The sequence below is a fragment of the Paenibacillus sp. FSL R7-0345 genome (genome assembly GCF_038595055.1).
Classification (GTDB): domain Bacteria; phylum Bacillota; class Bacilli; order Paenibacillales; family Paenibacillaceae; genus Paenibacillus_AQ.
The window spans coordinates 3517375-3536673 of sequence record NZ_CP152002.1 but is presented as its reverse complement, the minus strand read 5'-3'; the positions used below and the strand labels follow the sequence as shown (position 1 = coordinate 3536673).

General features: G+C 48.8%; 15 protein-coding genes. 5 read left to right on the top strand and 10 right to left on the bottom strand.

All coding sequences use genetic code 11. The features are described 5' to 3' along the window. Positions 1 to 58: 58 nt before the first annotated feature. From NST84_RS14990 to NST84_RS14975, 4 genes are all read right to left on the bottom strand, one after another. Positions 59 to 6457, bottom strand: a complete 6399-nt coding sequence (locus NST84_RS14990) for a GDSL-type esterase/lipase family protein (protein WP_342560996.1) — start codon at positions 6455 to 6457, stop codon at positions 59 to 61. Between the two features lie 370 nt (positions 6458 to 6827). After that, positions 6828 to 7511 (bottom strand): DUF554 domain-containing protein, encoded by a 684-nt coding sequence (locus NST84_RS14985; protein ID WP_342560995.1) that lies wholly within the window; start codon positions 7509 to 7511, stop codon positions 6828 to 6830. A 58-nt stretch (positions 7512 to 7569) separates the two neighbouring features. After that, complete coding sequence (locus NST84_RS14980) at positions 7570 to 8397, bottom strand: MerR family transcriptional regulator (protein ID WP_342560994.1); 828 nt, start codon at positions 8395 to 8397, stop codon at positions 7570 to 7572. Positions 8398 to 8825: 428 nt separating this feature from the next. Further along, complete coding sequence (locus NST84_RS14975; protein WP_342560993.1) at positions 8826 to 8972, bottom strand: lmo0937 family membrane protein; 147 nt, start codon at positions 8970 to 8972, stop codon at positions 8826 to 8828. Positions 8973 to 9137: 165 nt separating this feature from the next. Here NST84_RS14975 and NST84_RS14970 point away from each other — a divergent pair, with 165 nt between their 5' ends. Then, a complete protein-coding gene (locus NST84_RS14970; RefSeq protein WP_342560992.1) occupies positions 9138 to 9962 on the top strand; it encodes an alpha-amylase family glycosyl hydrolase in 825 nt (274 codons plus the stop codon). Beyond that, the gene (locus tag NST84_RS14965; RefSeq protein WP_342560991.1) at positions 9925 to 10530 is read left to right on the top strand and encodes an alpha-glucosidase C-terminal domain-containing protein; all 606 of its coding nucleotides are present in this window, start codon (positions 9925 to 9927) and stop codon (positions 10528 to 10530) included. The genes NST84_RS14970 and NST84_RS14965 overlap by 38 nt, the downstream gene beginning before the upstream one ends. A gap of 66 nt (positions 10531 to 10596) precedes the next feature. Here the strand turns inward: NST84_RS14965 and NST84_RS14960 are convergent, their stop codons facing one another. Next, positions 10597 to 11454 carry an aldo/keto reductase gene (locus NST84_RS14960; protein WP_342560990.1) on the bottom strand — a complete coding sequence of 286 codons (858 nt, stop codon included), beginning with the start codon at positions 11452 to 11454 and terminating at the stop codon, positions 10597 to 10599. 13 nt (positions 11455 to 11467) lie between these two features. Continuing rightward, positions 11468 to 12448, bottom strand: a complete 981-nt coding sequence (locus tag NST84_RS14955; RefSeq protein ID WP_342560989.1) for an aldo/keto reductase — start codon at positions 12446 to 12448, stop codon at positions 11468 to 11470. Between the two features lie 178 nt (positions 12449 to 12626). Here NST84_RS14955 and NST84_RS14950 point away from each other — a divergent pair, with 178 nt between their 5' ends. Continuing rightward, on the top strand, positions 12627 to 13559 hold the full coding sequence (locus NST84_RS14950) for an AraC family transcriptional regulator (RefSeq protein ID WP_342560988.1): 933 nt from the start codon (positions 12627 to 12629) through the stop codon (positions 13557 to 13559). Positions 13560 to 13572: 13 nt separating this feature from the next. Then, a complete protein-coding gene (locus tag NST84_RS14945) occupies positions 13573 to 13788 on the top strand; it encodes a LysR family transcriptional regulator (RefSeq protein WP_342560987.1) in 216 nt (71 codons plus the stop codon). A 177-nt stretch (positions 13789 to 13965) separates the two neighbouring features. Here NST84_RS14945 and NST84_RS14940 read toward each other — a convergent pair whose 3' ends face one another. The 3 genes from NST84_RS14940 to NST84_RS14930 all read right to left on the bottom strand — a co-directional run bounded on the left by NST84_RS14940 (position 13966) and on the right by NST84_RS14930 (position 16686). After that, positions 13966 to 14718 carry a gamma-glutamyl-gamma-aminobutyrate hydrolase family protein gene (locus NST84_RS14940; RefSeq protein ID WP_342560986.1) on the bottom strand — a complete coding sequence of 251 codons (753 nt, stop codon included), beginning with the start codon at positions 14716 to 14718 and terminating at the stop codon, positions 13966 to 13968. A 464-nt stretch (positions 14719 to 15182) separates the two neighbouring features. Then, on the bottom strand, positions 15183 to 15818 hold the full coding sequence (locus NST84_RS14935) for a serine/threonine protein kinase (protein ID WP_342560985.1): 636 nt from the start codon (positions 15816 to 15818) through the stop codon (positions 15183 to 15185). A gap of 58 nt (positions 15819 to 15876) precedes the next feature. Further along, positions 15877 to 16686, bottom strand: a complete 810-nt coding sequence (locus NST84_RS14930; RefSeq protein WP_342560984.1) for a glycerophosphodiester phosphodiesterase — start codon at positions 16684 to 16686, stop codon at positions 15877 to 15879. Between the two features lie 376 nt (positions 16687 to 17062). On the opposite strand from NST84_RS14930, the gene NST84_RS14925 reads away from it, so the two are divergent. Next, the gene (locus tag NST84_RS14925) at positions 17063 to 18238 is read left to right on the top strand and encodes a serine hydrolase domain-containing protein (protein ID WP_342560983.1); all 1176 of its coding nucleotides are present in this window, start codon (positions 17063 to 17065) and stop codon (positions 18236 to 18238) included. Between the two features lie 103 nt (positions 18239 to 18341). Here the strand turns inward: NST84_RS14925 and rarD are convergent, their stop codons facing one another. Beyond that, positions 18342 to 19220 (bottom strand): EamA family transporter RarD, encoded by an 879-nt coding sequence (rarD, locus tag NST84_RS14920; RefSeq protein WP_342560982.1) that lies wholly within the window; start codon positions 19218 to 19220, stop codon positions 18342 to 18344. Positions 19221 to 19299 lie beyond the last annotated feature (79 nt).

Here is a 19299-nt window from a genome sequence, read left to right as displayed (position 1 = left end):
AAAAAAACCCGATGAAACGGTTAGACCGTCTCATCGGGTTTTTTAGCGTAAAATCAGCTTATTTCCGTACGGTTACAGTCATCTTCACGGTCCGGGTTTCACCCGCAGCGTTGCTCAGTACCGCTTCGTATACGTAAGTGCCAGCGGCTTTGCCGGAAATGGCTGTTACTGCCGACTGGGCGCCAGGCGTACGGGCCTGAAGTGCTTGTGTATCTACCAGCTTTCCATTTTCGTAGAGCTTGTATTCTGTAGCGTTGGTACCCCACCACAGATTCATCGTGACGTTAAAGCTTCCGTCTCCATCCCAGTTGTCGTTAGACAATACTGCTTGACCCGGGGAGGCATCGGTAACCGTCACAGTCAGAGGTGCACTCTTTGTTGTTCCCAGTGCATTAATCAGTTCACCGGTATAAACGTAGGTTCCGTTTTTCTTTCCGGTAATATCAATCTGCACGGATTGGGCAGCCGGAGACTGGTCGGACAGGGATACCTCTTTGACCAGCTTGCCGTCCTCGTACAGTTTGAACTTGCTACCGTTATTACCCCACCAGAGATTCATGGTGATTGTGTAGTCCCCGTCTCTGAGGCCGGTGTCGTGACCGTTATTATCGGACAGCACCGGCGTGCCTGGAGCACTGCTCGCCAGCGGAGTCGCCTGGCTCAGCCATGCAGACCACTTCACCAGCGCATCAGCCTGTTCAGCTGTGAACACTGTGTTTCGGGCTGCATTGACATCATTGCTGAAAGCCGTAAGAAGCTGACGCGCTTTTGCCCCGTTGTGCGTAACAGCTGCTTGCTCAGCCTGCTGCAGCTTACCTGCCAGTTGTCCGGCAACAGCTGCTGCACCAGGGTCTTCCGATCCTGCTGCAAACATATTGGTCAGTGTCGTCAGACTTGCAAAGGTAGCTGTAACACCAAAGCTGTAGTCCAAAGTGGTCGTTTGGCCTGCGCGGTCATAGACCAGTGCAGTTACTGTATTTAAGCCTGGGTCCAGTGTATAGGCCGGGGTGTTCAATACCTCTCCGGCCGGCTGTTCGATGCCTGAGACGGTATCGGCAGCGGAATAGCCAATGACAACCTGCTGGTCAATGGTGTATTCAGTCTGTCCCTGAATTTCAATGACTGGAGGCGTCAGATCAATTGGCAGGGAAAGGGTTTGTTCCGTCTCTTTGTTGCCGTCAACGTCAACACTCCAGAAGGTTACGGTATGATTGCCCTCTTCACTAAGGGTCAGCTGCGTTCCGCTTACCGCCTCACCGCCATCAACCTTGAAGTAGGTTGCTTCCACTTCTGAATCCTCATCTGTTGCGCTAAAGCTAACTTTTACAGCAGAAGTATACCAGCCGTTAAACAGATCACCTTCCACTGATGCTGTTGTGTGCGGCGCTTTCTGGTCTGACGGCTCCTCTTCCAGTGTGACGAGCTTAGACAGTGGAATATTCAGCTCCTGTACCAGCTTAGCCACCATGCCGGATACCTTGATTGCACCGTTCATCTGCAGATGGGTGTTGTCTTCAGTTGTACCCACCCACATAAAGATCGATTTGGTTCCTTCCGGACCAAGCTCCTGGAAATATTCCCAGCTTGCCTGGTTCAGATCAATCAGCAGCGTTCCTGTTTCCTGTGCTGTTTCTTTCATCGCCTGCACATACTCAGGGAAGCTCTTATTGAGTACTTCACCGCTAAAGTCACGGCGGTTGACCGGTGTAACCAGCACCGGAGTTGCCCCTCTTTGTACTGTGCCGTTAATGTAATCCTTCAGGTACACCTTGAATTGCTCCGGTGTCAGATAACGTTCCGGACGCGATGGTGTGGAATCATTGTGAGACCACTGCATGAACAGGTAATCGCCTTCGTGAATGTTCAGCAGGATGTTATTCAGATATCCGCCTACCAGGAAGGTTTTGCTGCTGAGCCCGCTGACCGCACGGTTGTCGATACTGATCTGATCCAGATCGAAGTAGCTGCCCAGCTGTTCGCCCCATCCGGCCTGCGGACGGTAGCTTTCGGCATAATTGGCTACCGTGGAATCGCTCGCCAGATAAATGACCGGCTGTGTGCCAGCACCGTTGTCAGGCAGGCGTTCGATGGTCAGCGCGTTAATCTTTGGAGTGCTGCCAGAGAACTCAAAGTTAAAGACGCCGTCAATTAATGCAATGTCATAAGAAACCTCTTTGAATTCGCCTTTGGCTATGGCCGTAACCGGAAGCTTTGGCATTTGCTCTACAATTACGCCGGTGTTCGTTGATTCCTGTAAATCACCGATAGTCATGGTTACCTTATAATTGGCAGGCTCCGTTTCCACCAGGAAGGAGGTGCCGTTTACGCGGGTAAAGTCTTCCTTCAGGAGATCCCCGGTCTGCCGGTTCTCGTCCTGAACCAGCGCGGTATCGGCAAAGCCGTATCCGTTGCCTTCAATATAAGCTCTCTTTGCATTTACACCGGTGAAGCCTTCTGCGGCAGCACCGGAGCCGAAATCAAAGGAGTAGCTGCTGATCACACCCGCAGGTTCAGCGGATAAAGAATCCTTGGCCACTGTCAGCATGTTAAACACATGATCAACCTGCTCCTGTGTCGCTTCCGTACCGAGGATTGCTTCAACAGCCGCTAACGCTTTGTTTAATACCGCTTTGGATGCATCAGTGTAAGCTGACAGATCCAGTGCTTTTACTTCCTTGTGCAGGGCAACAAGCGCCTTCTGATCACCGGCCACCGGCGGCAGCTGCTTGCCTTCAATCTTCACATTGTCAATCTGGGTGGTCCAGCTGAGTGTTCCGCCTCCGCCTTTTCTTGTTCCAAGGAAACGCAGTGCCCTTACATTATTGGTATAGGCGCCCGGATTCATCGGAATATCCTCAATAGTCTGCGTAAGGCTCGGGTCCGTCTTACTCGTCAACGTCAGATCCATTGTTTTTTCGGCAAAATTAATGTTAACGTTCACATTGACCCACTGGTTCTTCAGCAGGTTGGTGGCAATGCCGCCATCCGGTACTGCTGTAGTACCTGTTCCATAATCCGGTGTATACGGCCCAACGAAGTAATGGATTTTGTTGCCCGGACTTGTAGTGCCGGTCTTGGTCAGCAGTGTGAGAATAATATTCTCGTTCGCATCCTGGATGGACAGATGTCCTTCCGACGGAGAAGCGCTGACATTGCCGGAATGCCAGTCAAAGTTCATATTTACAATGTCCCCGTTCACGGCATCGAACAACCGGAATGTCTTGGCACGGTTACCCGAACCTGACCCGTTAACGGACAGTACTTTGTTTCCGTTCTGGTCGACAATGGTTCCTGCCATCGTACCGGCAATCCCTGTAGAATTGACCATCGCGTACTGGACAGCCGCAGGATCACCATCAAAGTTTTCTTCATAGACCTGGATTTCCGGTTCCGGTTCTGGCTCGGTAATATCCGGGTCGATAACATAAGGTGAAATGCCCAGTTCCATTTCTTTAACTGCTCCGGCAACCAATGCCGCGATCACCTGTGCGCCGTAGCTGCTGAAATGGGTGTTATCATTTACCCCGTTCGGATACTTCGGATATTCGCCCGGGTTGGCATACAGGAAGACCTTTTCCGAAGCACTGAGGCCAATTTTATCGTAATAGGCAATACTCAACTGGCTGAGGTCAATCAGCTTTACATTCAGTTCTTCTGCTACCTCTTTGGCAGCCTGCACATATTCCGGGAAGCTTACATTAAATTCTTGAGTAATAGTGTTAAAATCCCTGCGTCCTACCGGTGTAAGCAGGACTGGCTCAGCGCCCCGCTGTCTAGCACCGTTGATATAACGGGCCAGATAGGTCTTGTAATCCGCCGGCGAAGCATACCGGTCCGGAATACCGGCGCTGGCATCGTTATGGCCGAAGGAAATAAAGAAATAGTCGCCCGGTTTAATCCGCTGAAGGATGGAATCCAGACGGCCGTCCACCATGAACGATTTGCTGCTTCTGCCGCCGATCGAATCATTCTGGACTACAACGCCATTAGCGAAGTAACGGCCGAACTGCTGGCCCCAGCCTTCCTGAGGTGCCTGCTGCTCACTGTAGGACTGCATGGTCGAATCGCCGGCCATGTAGATTGTAGTGTGGTCTCCCGCTGTCTTCTGCGGATATTTCGAAATGGTGATTTCCTGAACGTCAATGGCTGTTCCGGTAAAAATGAACTCCAGTTGACCGTCAACCAGTGCAACGTCATAGGAATATTCGCGTGCTTCTCCAGCGTTAACGCTGGTTACAGCCAGCTTTTGCACAAATTCGGATTTAACACCCACATTGGAGCTGCGGGCATCATCCCCGACCTTAATCGTAACCTGATAGTTGGCATCAGGCAGATCGACTGCGAACTTGGTATTTTCCGGCAGGGCCACATGGTTTGTGCCTACCGTGATCCCACTGGCATTTTCAAAGCCGTAGCCTGACTCCTGCGAATACAGAGTGTCCTGAACAGCGGTTGCTCCCGCAGCAGGCTCCGTACCGAAAGCAAAATGGTACACCTGCTCCGGCAGCTGCTGTGAGCCGGTCAGCGCCAGGTTGGCTTTCGGGAATGAGGTAGCTTCAGTACCAAGATAGAAGCCTGTGTGAGGAGGCTGATTGTAGCTTACATTCTGCCAGGCAATACCCAAGCGGTATACAGGGTCCTGCATCAGCGTTGGGATTTTGTAAGCTGTAGGAATAGTTGTCGTGTAGAGTCTGTACTCACTGCTATCCTCACTGCGCAGCAGCAGCTCTTCACGCCAGTCACCCAGAATATCCGCCTGAAGGGCAGGAGTTCCCTTGGTGTGGTTATTGGTTAAGGAACCGGTTGCCCGGAAGATTTCCTTCAGCTGCTTGTTTTCATAATCCCATTTGTAAACAAGCGGAATGCCTTTTGCTGTTGTGTTATTCCATTCATGGTCGAACAGCTCGCGCTGAAGATCCCCGTCCCACCAGATTGCAAAGTTTGTACTCTTAGGCACTTCGTTCTGTTCATAAATGACATCGCCGTTTGCCGCAAAACCCTTGGAAAGAGGGTCCATCTGTCCGTCCACAATGGTGGAGGCCCAGGATTCATATCCGGGATAGTTTGGATCAATATCTGCAGACATTCCGCGTCCGGTATCTTTACCTGTATATTGGCCCCAGAGAATTTCGCCTGTAGCGGCGTCGCGCATCTCCAGTCCATACTCGGCATTTGTATGCTCATGTACGCTTACAACCTGGTAACCGTCCCGGTTCGGATCAAGCTTGCCGGCGTGAATCGCATCGCCATGTCCGAGGCCGGTGCTGTACATCAAGGTCCCGTTATCATCAATTGCCAGTGAACCATACATGATTTCATCTTTACCGTCACCATCAGCATCAAGCACGCTGAGATTATGGTTGCCCTGTCCTTCGTACTCTTTGCCGGCTTCGTTGGTATCAAAGGTCCAGCGCTGTACCAGCTGGCCGCCGGTGTAATCGTAAGCTGTCAGCACAGTACGTGTATAGTAGCCGCGGGCCATCACCACGCTTGGCTTCACACCGTCAAGATAGGCAATCCCTCCGAGGAACCGGTCCACGCGGTTGCCGTATCCGTCACCCCATGCGGCAACATCGCCTCTTGGCGGGATGTAATCCACGGTAGATACAGCTGCTCCGGTCTCACCGTTGAACAACGTGAGATATTCCGGACCTGTCAGGATATATCCGCCGTCATTGCGGTAATCCTTCGTGCCGTCACCGATTACGGTGCCTTGGCCGTCCTTTGTGCCGTCTGCGGTTTTGACTACAACCTCGGCTTTTCCGTTGCCGTCCAGGTCGTAGACCATCAGCTGGGTATAGTGGGCCCCGGCCCGGATATTCACCCCAAGGTCAATCCGCCACAGCTTCGTGCCGTCAAGCTTAACGGCATCAATATAGACATTGCCGGTATAACCGGCCTGAGAGTTATCCTTAGAGTTGCTCGGGCTCCACAAGAAAACGATTTCATATTCTCCGTCGCCATCAAGGTCCCCTACTGATGCATCTCCGGCATAATAGGAGTAGGTGCCGCCGTCCTTTGTCCGGCCGTCAGCCGGTTTATCCAGCGGGATCGGTAAATAATTGTTATGCCATACCGATACCGTCTCCGGCTGGATCACTTCCTTGCCGGCAATAACAGTAGAAATCTGATATTGAGAGCTGTCCGCTCCTGTAGTATCGACATAGTTTGTCGAATCACTGATAGGAGCGCTGTTTACTTTATATCCGTTTTTATATATGTTGAAAGCGATTTCATCTGAATCCGTATTTAAGTATCTCCAGCTCAAGTACACACCGCTGCTGGTCAGAACTGCTACCAGACCCCGGTCGAGATACTCTGCCTGCCGGGCAAGCGGACTATCTGCCGCTGCTGTTGCAGCAGATCCCGGAGATGGAGGAACAACTAACGAAATGATCATGAGAAAGGACATAACGAATGCAAGCGCCGATTTCCTGACGGAAACTCTTTTACCCATGTACTTAACTCCTCCTATTTGTCTAAAATCAATTTTAGAAACCAGGGGAAATCTAAACATGAACCCGGTAAACCTGTACTGCTTCAATCCTCAAATCATAAGCCTTAAACTAAATCAGGATCATCACTCCTTCCCATGCGGCCCTTCATAAGCGGGTTCTCCTATTGAAATCCCCACAAACTGCTGCAATACTTGAGCCCGCCACTAAATATGCACAAGTGTATCAAATTATGAGAGCGCATTCTTAGCAAAAAAATGCAGATTAAGCTTAAAATCGACTATTATACTTTTTTGATATTTTTATTTTTGTTATTATCGTGTGCATATAAAAAAGCTCTGCATCAAATTACAGAGCTTTTCCAAGTATTCTCTACAGCCCCAGCCCGCTTTTAACAGTGATGAAGATTACAGGAATCAGAAGGGAGGGAATCAGGTTAATGGTTTTAAAGCTGCGTACACCAAGAATGCTCAGACCGGCACATAAAATCAGCACCCCGCCGACAATCGAGGTTTCAGTCAGCAGGGTTGGTGTAATAAAGTCAGATAGCACGTTAGCCAGCAGATACAGAGAACCCTGCCAGCAGAACAGCACCGCTGCAGCCCAGATAATCCCGATCCCAAATGTGGAAGCCAGCACTACTGAGGTTACCCCGTCAAGGATGGCATTTGTGTACAGGTAAGTATTGTTGCCGTTCAGGGCACTTTCAATAGGTCCTATAATAGACATGGTTCCAACGCAGAACAGCAGAATGGCTGTAGATAAGCCTTCCGCCAGATTTCCCGCTGAAAATGTAGCAACTACGTTTTTAAACCGCTGCTCAAGGTCCAGCATCTGGCCAATAACTCCGCCGAGAGCCAGACTGACGATAAATAACACAGGGTACTCGCTGTCAGGCAGATATTTGGCTATGGCATTAATGCCCAAAGCAGTTGCAGCCAGCCCCATTGCCTGCATAAGAATGTCTTGGTAAGTCTCCTTTAATCCCTTCTTTAACACGCTTCCGGTAACACTCCCGATAATAATGGCAACTGTATTGACGATCGTTCCTATCATCTTTTCTCTCTCCCGTTAATCATTTGCTACAAGAATAAACCCTCCAGTAACTGGAGGGTCAATCTTTTTTCACCGGTAATTGAATTTCGGTAACGAATTTGGATGCATCCTGTGTAAGCCCATAGTCGATGTAAGTGATTTCAAGCGCATCCTCTTTTATGGCATAACCTGTTTCCTCTGCGTGTCTTAGTAACTTTTCATAGTGTAATGCTGCGTCTGCATGGGTTCCGACAAACCGGATCGTCAGACAGGTCTGTGCGGGAAGCGTTATCAGGTCCAGCTTAGATGAGGAATGCTTATCATGCTCTACAAACAGAAAAATCGCGTCATATTCATCGAAATGGTGCTCAGCAAGACTCGCCGCCGAAAGAATCAGACCCACTTGACCAAGGAAAACACCCGATTTCGATGGACTGCTGTTCTCCAGATGCCTGATCCACATTTCCAGATTATCGCTGCGGTGAATACTCTGCTTCAGCTTGATCATTGTCCGCTCAGGAAGCTCTGTCAGACGTATGGTGAAAAGCTCCTCCGTTCTGGCGGCATCTTCAATCTGATGAATCCGCTGGACTATTTTCTTTTGAATCTGTTCGTACTCCCTGATTTTCTGCTCCGTCCGGCTCCTCTGCTCTTTTAACAGGGAGAGAATATCATCAAGATTCCGGTTATGTACGAATTGCCTGATTTCTTTTAGCGGAATGTTCAGGGCCTTAAGGTACAATATGGTATTCAGGCTCTCGAACTGCTCGATAGAATAGTAACGGTAACCGGTTTGTTCATCCACAGATGCCGGTGTGAACAGACCCATTTCATCGTAATACCGCAGTGTCCGGATATCGATTTGAAAGAGCCTGGAGATTTCGCCTATCAAAAACATGCTGCTCATTGCTATCCGTCCATCCTCCCTTAACTTATTATTTAAAAACTCATTTTGTCCTGATAAGCTCAGGGTGTTGGATATTTATTCTTATCCTCGTCCGTTATTTCTCTGATCATTCAAGAGGCTGTTCAATAAGAAACTTGTCACCTGTTTTGGCGAAAAGCTTTCTTAGTATGATGGGCTCCTTTATATTTAGTATAACGAAGTTTAACATAGCCAAAAAGGCTCCTGCAAAGTTTGCAGAAGATTGCTGCTTTTTCTGCTACAGAAAATCCTAGCTAAGTAGCTGCTCCATTACATACATTAAATAAATTTCTGGTAGTAGCGCGAGTGTCTGCTACCGTAAAGAATGGGCTTTTGCCAGAACAACGAAAAACCCGCAGCCTCATTATCATGAGACGGCGGGTTTTTTACGAAAGCCGCTTATATAAAAGCTAACCCCTGGAACGACCACGGAACAGGTTGACCAGAAAGAGAACCACGGCGACAATGAGCAGCAGATGAATAAGATTGCCGACGACATTAAAAATAAAGCCGAACAGCCATAACAGCACCACTAGTCCGATTAAGCCCCATAGCATAAGAATTACCGCCTTTCTCCTCAGGTGTATTTGTCTCTTTTTACCCGTATGGAGAGAGAGTTAAACGTCCTTTAGCTTACTTATGATAGAGTCTGTATAGCTGAACGTTTTTTGCCGCTTATTTTGGGTAATGAACTTGAAGAAAGATAGTGAAAGGAGCAGCATATGTACAAAACATACTGGAAGGAAAGCGTAGTATACGAAGTTTACTTGCGGAGTTTTAAAGACAGCGACGGGGATGGCACCGGTGACTTAAACGGCCTGATCTCCAAAGCAGACTACTTTTCCGAGCTTGGAATCGATACCATCTGGCTGTCTCCTGTCTATGCGTCACCGAATGTGGACAACGGATATGATATAAAGGATTACCGGGCAATCCAGCATGAATACGGAACGATGGCACAATGGGAACAGCTGCTGGAGGAGCTGCATAAACGGGGCATCAGGCTGATCATGGATCTGGTACTGAATCATACCTCGGATGAGCATCCCTGGTTCATAGATGCAAAATCCTGCAGAGACAGCCGTTACCGTGACTTCTATATTTGGCGGCCAGCTGCGGAAGATGGCGGCCCGCCTAATAACTGGACCTCTTATCTGGGAAAGCCAGCCTGGACTTATGATGAAGGCAGCGGTGAATACTATCTTCATTTATATAACGCCAAACAGCCTGATTTGAACTGGGATAATCCGGAGCTGCGGGCGGAGATGCACAAGATGATGACCTTCTGGCTTGATAAGGGCATTGACGGATTCCGGATGGATGCCATTAATTCGATTTCCAAGGATCAGCGTTTCCCGGATACCGGTAAGACGAAATTACAGGCGAATGGTGAACCCTACACTAAAAACGGTCCGCGGATTCACGAATTTCTGCGGGAGATGAACGATAAGGTGTTCTCCCGCTATGAGATTTTCACTGCAGGTGAGACCTCCAAGGTCAATGAAGAGGATGTGCTCATGTACACCAAGCCGGAGCGAAGATTTTAACGAGCAGCAGGCTCATTCGTACTATGATGTAATGGTTAAGGAACGGGGTGAGCCGGAAGAGCTCATTATGGAGCGGATCAGAAAGAAATCGCGGGATCATGCCCGCACTCCCGTGCAGTGGGATGACAGCCCGAACGCCGGCTTTACTGTCGGCAAGCCCTGGCTGCCGGTTCATCCTGATTACAAAGAGGTCAATTTAAAAGCACAGCTTGATGACCCGGACTCTGTGTTTCATTTCTACAAAAAGCTGATCCGTCTGCGTAAAGAGCATCTGGTCATGGTTTACGGTGAGTTTGACCTCCTGCTAGAGGATCATCAGCACATCTTCGCCTACTCCCGGCATAATGAAGAGGAGGAGTGGCTGATCCTGCTCAACTTCTCTGGTGAAGAATCGCATTGGGAACTCCCGGATCAGGAGGCTGAGCGGCTTGAAGGCGCAGATTTCCTCTTCGGCAATTATCCTGGTGAGGCTGAGTCTAAATGTCACCGCAAGGGTACACTGAAGCCTTATGAAGGACTGGTCTACCGGAGGAGTAAAGAGCCCATTCAGGGACAAAACCGGGAATGAAATTATAAAAAGATAAAAGGACCTCCGCTTGGAGAGTCCTTTTTACTTGATAACAGGATATAACGTCTATTCCAGCCCTTTTTTACCGTAGTCGGTCATAAATTCAACAGTCTGCGGGTCTGCGTGGGAGAAAAAGGCGCTTTCGCCGGTATCGAGCGCGGCAATTTTGTCCATATCATCGGCAGTCAGTTCAAAATCAAAGACGTTGAGGTTCTGCTCCATGCGGTCTTTGTTCACGGTTTTGGGAATCACGACTATGCCCCGCTGAATCAGATAGCGCAGAGCGACCTGGGCAGTGGACTTGTTATATTGGTCACCGACCTCCTGCAGGACAGCATTGGTAAAGAAGTTGTTTCTTCCTTCCGCAAACGGGCCCCAGGATTCAATCTGTGTGTTGTACTTTTTCATAATTTCGTGTGCTGCAGTCTGCTGATGGAAAACATGAGTCTCCACCTGGTTGACGGCAGGAACGACCTCACTGAATTTAACCAGGTCAATATATCTGTCCGGGTAGAAGTTGCTTACGCCGATGGCTCTGATTTTACCTGCTTTATAAAGCTCCTCCATCGCCCGGTAGGTTCCATAATAATCATTAAACGGCTGGTGGATCAGCACCAGATCCAGATAGTCGAGCTGCAGCTTGCGCATGGATTCCTCAATCGAGGCTTTGGCCCTTTCGTAGCCTGCATTGGAGATCCACACCTTGGTGGTGATAAAAAGCTCCTCTCTCGCTACCCCGCTTTTCTTGATCGCCCGGCCTACAGCCTCTTCATTGCGGTATGCCTGTGCAGTATCAATGGAGCGGTAACCCACGTTGATTGCATCGAGTACACATCTTTCACATTCTTCGTGATCGGGAATCTGATATACCCCATATCCCAGTACCGGCATTTGAACGCCATTGTTAAGTGTTACATATTCCATCATGTATTCCTCCTTATTGGGCTCCGACTACACGGTGCGGGATGTACAGCTCCTCGAGAAAAGAAACCTCTTCTTCTGTCAGCTTCACAGATAGCGCGCCTACAGCATCTTCAAGCTGGCTTAGCTTGGTTGCCCCTATAATCGGAGCGGCTACCGTTTCCTTCTGCAGCAGCCAGGCAAGAGCAATATGAATTCGCGGTACGCCGCGCTTCTCAGCAAGTGACGCTACCCGTTCAATGATCAGCCTGTCGGCCTCAGCCGTTGCATCATATTTGGATTTCTGGATGTGATCCGTTTCCGAGCGGAGCGTAGTTTCGGACCAGTCGCGGATCAGTCTTCCGGATGCCAGCGGACTGTACGGGGTCGATGCCATTTGCTGATCCTTGAGGAGCGGCAGCATTTCCCGTTCCTCTTCCCGGTAGATCAGATTCAGGTGATTTTGCATGGATACAAAACGGGTCCAGCCGTTCTTCTCTGCAGCATACTGCGCCTTCTGGAATTGCCAGGCATACATCGCGGAAGCACCGATATACCGGGCTTTTCCCGCTTTTACGATATCATGCAATGCTTCCATCGTTTCCTCAACCGGCGTATTGTAATCCCAGCGGTGGATAATGTAAAGATCGACATAGTCGGTTCCCAGCCGCTTGAGGCTTTTGTCAATCTCACTCAAAATAGCCTTCCGTGACAAGCCCCCGCCATTCGGCCCCTTATGCATACGTCCCCAGACTTTAGTAGCCAGTACGATTTCATCCCGGTTAGCATAATCTTTGAGTGCCCGGCCGGTGAATTCCTCACTGGTGCCGTTTGCGTAAATATTGGCTGTATCAAAAAAGTTAATACCCAGCTCTAGCGCACGCTTGATGATTTCACGGCTGCGTTCCTCATTAAGCACCCACTGGTGCCATTCCGGCAGCGCCTCACCGAAGCTCATACAGCCCAGGCAAATCCGTGAAACATCCAGTCCGGTATTACCGAATTTAACATAATCCATTGTGCATTCCTCCGTTTCTGTGATCACATGGCTCACACTCTTCTTTCTTATTATGCCTGATTCCCGGCGAAAACCGTTATCCTGATCATACTGAATGCTTGCCTATTTCTGTCACGGAGATTACTATAAGAGAATTCATAAGCATTATAATAAAGTAAAAGCATCCGGGGGAATGGTTATGTCCGAAGTCAGAATCAAACAGCAACAAGAGCTGGGCCAGCTCATTCAGCACTTTTCGCCAAAAGACGGAGTATTTGAAACTGCAATACCGGGTTTATTTGTCATCTGCTATTCTGAAGTGTCCGAGCCGGCGTACAGGGTGTACAAGCCTTCCTTTTGTGTAATTGCCCAAGGTGAAAAAGAAATATTTCTGGCGCAGGAGCGCTTTGAATACGGGCCGGCTGATTACCTGGTCGCTTCAATGAATCTCCCGGTGGTCGGTCAGATCATCAGGGCTTCAGAGGAACTTCCCTATCTGAGCATGAAGCTGGAATTTACACATGATCAGATTTTGGAGGTCATTAACGATGCTAGCGTGCGTATTATTCCCAATGAAAACGCCAAACGCGCTATTTTTGTGGGTCAGACGGAACAGTCTTTGATAGATGCGACTCTCAGACTGATGGAATTATTGCACCGGCCGGAGGATATCCCCTTTTTAGCACCTTTGTTCATAAAAGAGATCCTGTACACCCTGCTAAAAGGTCCCTACGGTGCCGCACTCGGTCAAATCGCGATGGAGGGCAGCAATACTTACCGGATCAGAGAGGCGATTGATCAGCTGACAGCCCATTATGACCAGTCGATCCGGGTGGAACAGCTTGCCGAAGCAGCGAGTATGAGCCTGTCTACTTTTCACCGTAACTTTAAGGAAGTGACCGGCATGACGCCGATCCAGTTTCAGAAGCAGCTGCGGCTTCAGGAGGCCCGGCGGATTCTTTTGTCTGAATCTGCTGAAGCAGCCGAGGTCGCTTTCCGGGTCGGTTATGAGAGTGCTTCCCAGTTCAGCCGGGAATATTCGCGGATGTTCGGTGCTCCGCCGCGGTCTGATGTGAAGCAATTGAAGGAAATGTATGATCCCGCTAAAAGCATGGTTTTTCTGGGTGATTGAGAGGATGTTATGAATGGACGAAAAGGATTGGCTCACACTGGTCGTACTGGGAACTGAACGCAATATTACGAAAACAGCGGAGCGCAGCTATCTCTCCCAGCCTTCGCTTACCCACCGTCTGCAGCAGCTGGAAAAAGAGCTTGGTATCGGGTTGTTCGTCTACCGACTACCGTCTGCCGGCGGTACTGCGGCTTTTTTCCGAAGCCTACCCGCAGTCTCTGTAGCTTAGACAGAAGGGTATTCGCTTATGGACTCCCTGTTCTGAACGGCATGACCGGATAAGGCTGTCGGACTGGGTCTGGGCTGTGGACAGCCCCGCTGCTTTTCGGAATGATCGGGGCATCGCTGGGACTGATTACTGTTTTTTATGCCAGCAGCTTCTTTTTACTAGGCGGGACCCTGTTGATCATACCGCCGCGGAAGGAGTAACGGATAATTGATCTGTAACTAGACAAGCTTCTACAAATGCGGAAAATAGCTTTCTGCTGTTGCTGTCTACTGAATAACTGAACTCAGGGTGCCACTGCACAGCGAGAATAAATCTTTTATCCTCCATGGCTACTGCCTCGACCAGCCCGTCTTCCGCAACAGCGGCAGCTGTTAATGATGCAGCCAGTGCTTTGATCCCCTGATGGTGATAGCTGTTTACTTCTATCGTCTCTGTCAGCAATATGTTGTGAAGCAAAGTGTTTGTATGAATATGTACGGAATGGGATGGCTCGGCGTACGGAGGTTTCTGTTTGTGGCTTACGGAAATCTCTGATTTCAGCTGGGCCGGAATGTCCTGATACAGGGAACCCCCGCATAAGGCGTTAAACAATTGCAGTCCGCGGCAGATACCAAAAGCCGGCTTGTCCAATTCAACTACCCGGTCAAACAGCAGCTTTTCCATAAGATCGCGTTCATCACACGATTCCCCGCACACCTCCTCTGCCGTCTCCTTATACAATTCAGGATTAAGATCATGACCGCCGGTAAACAGGAATCCGTCAAAGCTGTCCGCTAAGGCAGTTATAATATTGCCATCTGTGGTCAGGGGCAGCATTACTGGAATTCCGCCTTCGTTCTCAATTGCTTTCATATAAGCCGGGAGCATCCAGTAGCTGTCTTTAGCAGAGTCATATAAAGGCAGGACTCCAATCATTGGTTTCTTCATCATTGCTGCACCTCCATCGTTTATTGTCGTTTATTATAATTGGAGGCGGAGGATATTACCAGAGACAACCTTACATAACATGTAAGGTTGTGTTGTTCTTTGTCCGGCTTTTGTTTGTTTGGAGCTGTATAGGTTGGTTAATTGTGTAGTTTGTTGGAGAGTGTAAATTCTGTCCTTATTATTGTGAATTTTTCATATGTTGAAAATATATCGTCTTGTGTGTGAATTACCTGTATTTTGTACACTTAAAAAGTGCGAAAATGGACGCTGGCTCTTTATAAATGTACTTTTTGCAGCTATTTTTTGGCGTAATACAGAAAACGAGCTTTATGCGGGGTTTTAATTGTACGGAATACAGTTATCCTGAAATCTACTAAAGCTAAGAGAAAATTTGGGCGAAGGTGGATTTTGAAATAAAAAAACATGGAACCGTAATAGGCCCCATGTTTCCTGCTGATTTATCTCCTTCAGCTTTGTTTTCGTTTACGCCACTGGTAGGCTTTTCGGACGATCTCTAATATGGTCCTCGGAACGGGAAACGTCCAGCGTGAAGCAATAGGCTTGTACAGCCTGTAATAGGCTCTTTTGTAATCATCCCACATGCTGCAGTCTTCCTGCTTCAAAAAATCAGACACATCTACGATCAGGCCTCGGCCGTCCTTGATCATTACATTTTTGGCATGGACATCATGCGGGTGAAGGCCGCGTGAACGGGCATAGTCCAGCGCAGTATCAATATCTTGAATTGCCTGCTCCGTAATAAGAGTCCCCTGCTTCATTGCGTCATAGAAGGTAACTCCGCGCAGCCGGTCCAGAATGAGAAACGAATTGCCTATGTAATAGCATCTTGCATAGGCCGGATGATGCCCCAGGAGCTTGTATACCTCCGCTTCCTCCTCCAGCCCGGGTCTGCCCGGAGCGTATATTTTCACCGCAAAAGCTTCATAGTCCGGATGGCAGAACACAGCAGCATAATTGCCGCAGCCGAGCAGCTTCCAGGGAAACGTCACATTGCTTACTATTACAGGCTCCTGCGGATCAATACTTTCTATTGTAGCTTTTAACATCAATTCATCAGTAATCAGTTCCTGCAGCTTCTTCATACCTGCTTCTCCCTGCAGCCTTCCCGGCTCTTGTTACTATCAATATATCAAAATCCAGCTACCACTGCCCGTTTTCGCGGTTGGTATCAATGACCTCCTGAAAACGGTCGGGATAATTCGTATACACTCCATCCACGCCCCACAGATAGGCTTTATCCATATTGACCTGGTAATTTACCGTATAGGGCATCACCTTCAATCCGGCATTCTTCACCTGAGCCACATAAGCCGGTCCGATTCCCTGAAAGTTAGGACTGATTCCGACCGCATAGGTCTTCACATTCTCCAGATAAGAGGCAGGAACCTTTGTTGCAGTATAGTCATTCCATACAAGCTGGTACAGCGGGATCTCCGGGTTGATCGCATGCAGCCTGCGTAGACTGGTACTGCTGAAGGAGTGAACGGATACTGCATTTTTCAGTTTATATTTTTGAACAGCTTCATTAAGTAAGGATTCGATCTGACTGTTCGCCCCAGGCTCTTTAATTTCGATCATATAACGGGTTTTGTCGCCGAACGTCTCGAACACCTCATCCAGCGTAGGGATGGTGAGACCGGCATATTGTTCTCTCGCAAACATCGGATAAGCCTCATTAAACCAGGTTCCTGCATCAAGCTGTTTGATCTGCTCCAAGGTCATATTTTTCACATATCCCTTGCTGCCTGTTGTCCGGTTCACCGTCTCATCATGAATAACAACAGGAATCTTGTCCTTGGTTAAATGGATGTCCAGCTCAATATAATCTGCCTGCATTTCAATCGCCAGCTCAATTGCCGGGATTGTGTTCTCAGGTGCATATCCTGAAGCACCGCGGTGTGCGATCGTTATCACCTTATCCGGCGGATCGATGATCTCCTTAACCTTCACCCTGATCCATGAAAAATTAGCATATAGTGCTGAAAACAAGAAAATAAACATTAATACATGTACACCAATAAAATAAGCCTTGTGTCTAAATATTTTCTTCATACATCTGCCCTCATTTTTTCTGATCCTTAATAACATAAATAATATATTAACACGCCTGACGGGTTAACTGTTACATATTCATTGGCAGGTGCAATGATTTTTCTATTATATTCCCGGAAGGACCGGATGCGAATATAAAATAGCAGATCTTCATTGAGGCGCGTTATAGTAAAACTACTATACAAGCTTCATAAAAGCGCTTAATATTTGGTATGTCACACATTTACCATTTACTATATTCAGAGAAAACGATTATAAAGGAGACGGACCTACCATGCTGGATTCAGGCATAACCGGACAGCTCAAAAAAACGCTCAGCGCCAGTATTGCAAACAAAGAAATTGCCGGTGCTAACTTTATGGTGCTTAAAAATGGAGAGGAAGTATTTTATCATGAGGAAGGCCTGGCAGATATGGAGACAGAACGTCCCATTGCCAGAGACTCGATCTTCCGGCTGTACTCAATGAGCAAACCAGTGACAGCTACAGCCGTCATGCTGCTGCTGGAACGCGGAGAAATCGATCTGTTCGATCCTGTAAGCCGTTACATACCGGGATTCCGTGATCAAAAGGTTGATAAAGACGGTCAACTGGTGGACCCGATCCGGGAGGTTAACATTCAGGACCTGCTGAACATGACATCCGGACTTGTGTACGGTGGACCCGGACTGGCCGGGCAGCATACCGAACAGCTGATTCAGGAGCTGGGCAGTCGTCTGCACGGAGAGAATCCGATGACCACACTGGAATTCGCAAACGGTTTGGGCCAGGGTCCGCTTGCTTTTGAGCCGGGCTCGTTCTGGCAATACGGAACCTCCGGAGATGTGCTTGGCGCCCTTGTTGAAGCAGTAAGCGGTGTACGTTACGGGGAATTTCTGCAAAATGAGCTTTTCGGGCCGCTGGGCATGAAGGATACCGGCTTCTGGCTGACTGAAGAGCAAAGAACCCGTCTGGCCAAAACCTATCAGGACGACGGAGCCGGCGGATTAAAGCTGTTCACGGACAGCCATCTTGGCATTGATCATCAGCTGGAACGTAATCCGGCATTTGAGTCCGGAGGAGCCGGACTTGCCTCCACCATTGGCGATGCTGCCAAGTTTACGGCAATGCTGATAAACAATGGCAGCCTGAACGGCATTCAGCTGCTTAAACCAAAAACTGTGCAATATATGACTTCGCCGGGTTTAACTCCGCCTCAACAAAAGGGGTTCGCGCTTTGGCAATCCCTGTGGGGGCACAGCTACGGCAACCAGATGCGCATTATGACTGAGCCCGGTCAAGCCGGACATATCGGAAGTAAAGGCGAATACGGCTGGGACGGCTGGCTTGGCGCGTATTTCGCGAATAGTCCGCAGGATGATCTGACTGTACTGTTTATGGTTCAGAAAAGAGATGCCGGCACCCTCCCTATCACCCGTAAGCTGCGTAATATTGTGTTTAGCAGTTTGTGAGTATTGAGGAGATTCCTTAACATAAGCAATTACTTTTAAAAAAAACGGCCATTTCCGCCTCTTGCGGAAATGGCCGTTTTGGCGATACAGAATCCTTTTAATGTCAGCCTGCCTTGGCAAGCTTTGTAGCTCGAACCGATGACACCGCGTATACAAAGAGCGCTGTCCAGATAAGTGCAAAGCCGACCAGCGTAACCGGTGAAACGGTCTCTTTAAACACAAATATGCTTAATACCAGCATTATGGTCGGTCCAATGTATTGTACAAATCCGAGCGTAGACAGCGACATCCGGGCAGCTGCCCGCGCAAAAAAGAGCAGCGGCAGGGCTGTCACCACGCCGGAGAGCAACAAACCGACAAACATAGACGGTGATAGCGTCCATGCTGTTGAATCACCTGTAGCTCCTAAGTAAATCCAGTAACCGAGCGCAATAGGCAAAACTACAGCCGTCTCCGACAGCAAGCCTGCAGAAGCATCCTGCATGGTTTTCTTTTTTGCAAGGCCGTACAAGCCAAACGACGCGGCCAGTGAAATCGCGACCCATGGGAAGCGTCCGTAGTTGACGGCAATAATAAGTACCGCAGCGCCAGCGATAGCAATTGCCAGCCATTGGCCGCGGTTTGGCTTTTCTTGAAGGAAGACGACCGCCAGTAATACATTCAATAACGGGTTTAAATAATAGCCGAGGCTTGTCTCGACGACATGCCCGTTATTCACCGCCCAGATGAAGATAAGCCAATTCCCTGCGATCAGCAGTCCGCTGGCTGTCAGTGATAGCAGATGTGTGCGGTTAGTAGCAATCCGCTTAATATCACCCCAGCGGCGCTGGATAGTGACGAGAATAGCCATGAAGACGAACGACCAGACCACCCGGTGAGACAGAATTTCGCCTGCCGGCACATCATTAAACAGCTTCCAGTAGAGCGGGAGAATCCCCCACATGATATACGCAATAATAGCATTGACTAACCCGTTATTCATTTTCAGTTCTCCTCTTCTTACACCGTTGAATAAACGGATTTTACGTCTAATTCATTGTTATGTAAAGCTAATTGTTGAA

Bases quoted from the DNA above. Each gene is read 5' to 3' on its own strand.
- NST84_RS14955 (WP_342560989.1), bottom strand. From the start codon at position 12,448: ATGGATTATGTTAAATTCGGTAATACCGGACTGGATGTTTCACGGATT.
- NST84_RS14965 (WP_342560991.1), top strand. From the start codon at position 9,925: ATGTGCTCATGTACACCAAGCCGGAGCGAAGATTTTAACGAGCAGCAG.
- NST84_RS14980 (WP_342560994.1), bottom strand. From the start codon at position 8,397: ATGAGCAGCATGTTTTTGATAGGCGAAATCTCCAGGCTCTTTCAAATC.
- NST84_RS14960 (WP_342560990.1), bottom strand. From the start codon at position 11,454: ATGGAATATGTAACACTTAACAATGGCGTTCAAATGCCGGTACTGGGA.
- rarD (WP_342560982.1), bottom strand. From the start codon at position 19,220: ATGAATAACGGGTTAGTCAATGCTATTATTGCGTATATCATGTGGGGG.
- NST84_RS14970 (WP_342560992.1), top strand. From the start codon at position 9,138: ATGTACAAAACATACTGGAAGGAAAGCGTAGTATACGAAGTTTACTTG.
- NST84_RS14950 (WP_342560988.1), top strand. From the start codon at position 12,627: ATGTCCGAAGTCAGAATCAAACAGCAACAAGAGCTGGGCCAGCTCATT.
- NST84_RS14925 (WP_342560983.1), top strand. From the start codon at position 17,063: ATGCTGGATTCAGGCATAACCGGACAGCTCAAAAAAACGCTCAGCGCC.
- NST84_RS14940 (WP_342560986.1), bottom strand. From the start codon at position 14,718: ATGATGAAGAAACCAATGATTGGAGTCCTGCCTTTATATGACTCTGCT.
- NST84_RS14935 (WP_342560985.1), bottom strand. From the start codon at position 15,818: ATGAAGAAGCTGCAGGAACTGATTACTGATGAATTGATGTTAAAAGCT.
- NST84_RS14990 (WP_342560996.1), bottom strand. From the start codon at position 6,457: ATGGGTAAAAGAGTTTCCGTCAGGAAATCGGCGCTTGCATTCGTTATG.
- NST84_RS14945 (WP_342560987.1), top strand. From the start codon at position 13,573: ATGGACGAAAAGGATTGGCTCACACTGGTCGTACTGGGAACTGAACGC.
- NST84_RS14975 (WP_342560993.1), bottom strand. From the start codon at position 8,972: ATGCTATGGGGCTTAATCGGACTAGTGGTGCTGTTATGGCTGTTCGGC.
- NST84_RS14985 (WP_342560995.1), bottom strand. From the start codon at position 7,511: ATGATAGGAACGATCGTCAATACAGTTGCCATTATTATCGGGAGTGTT.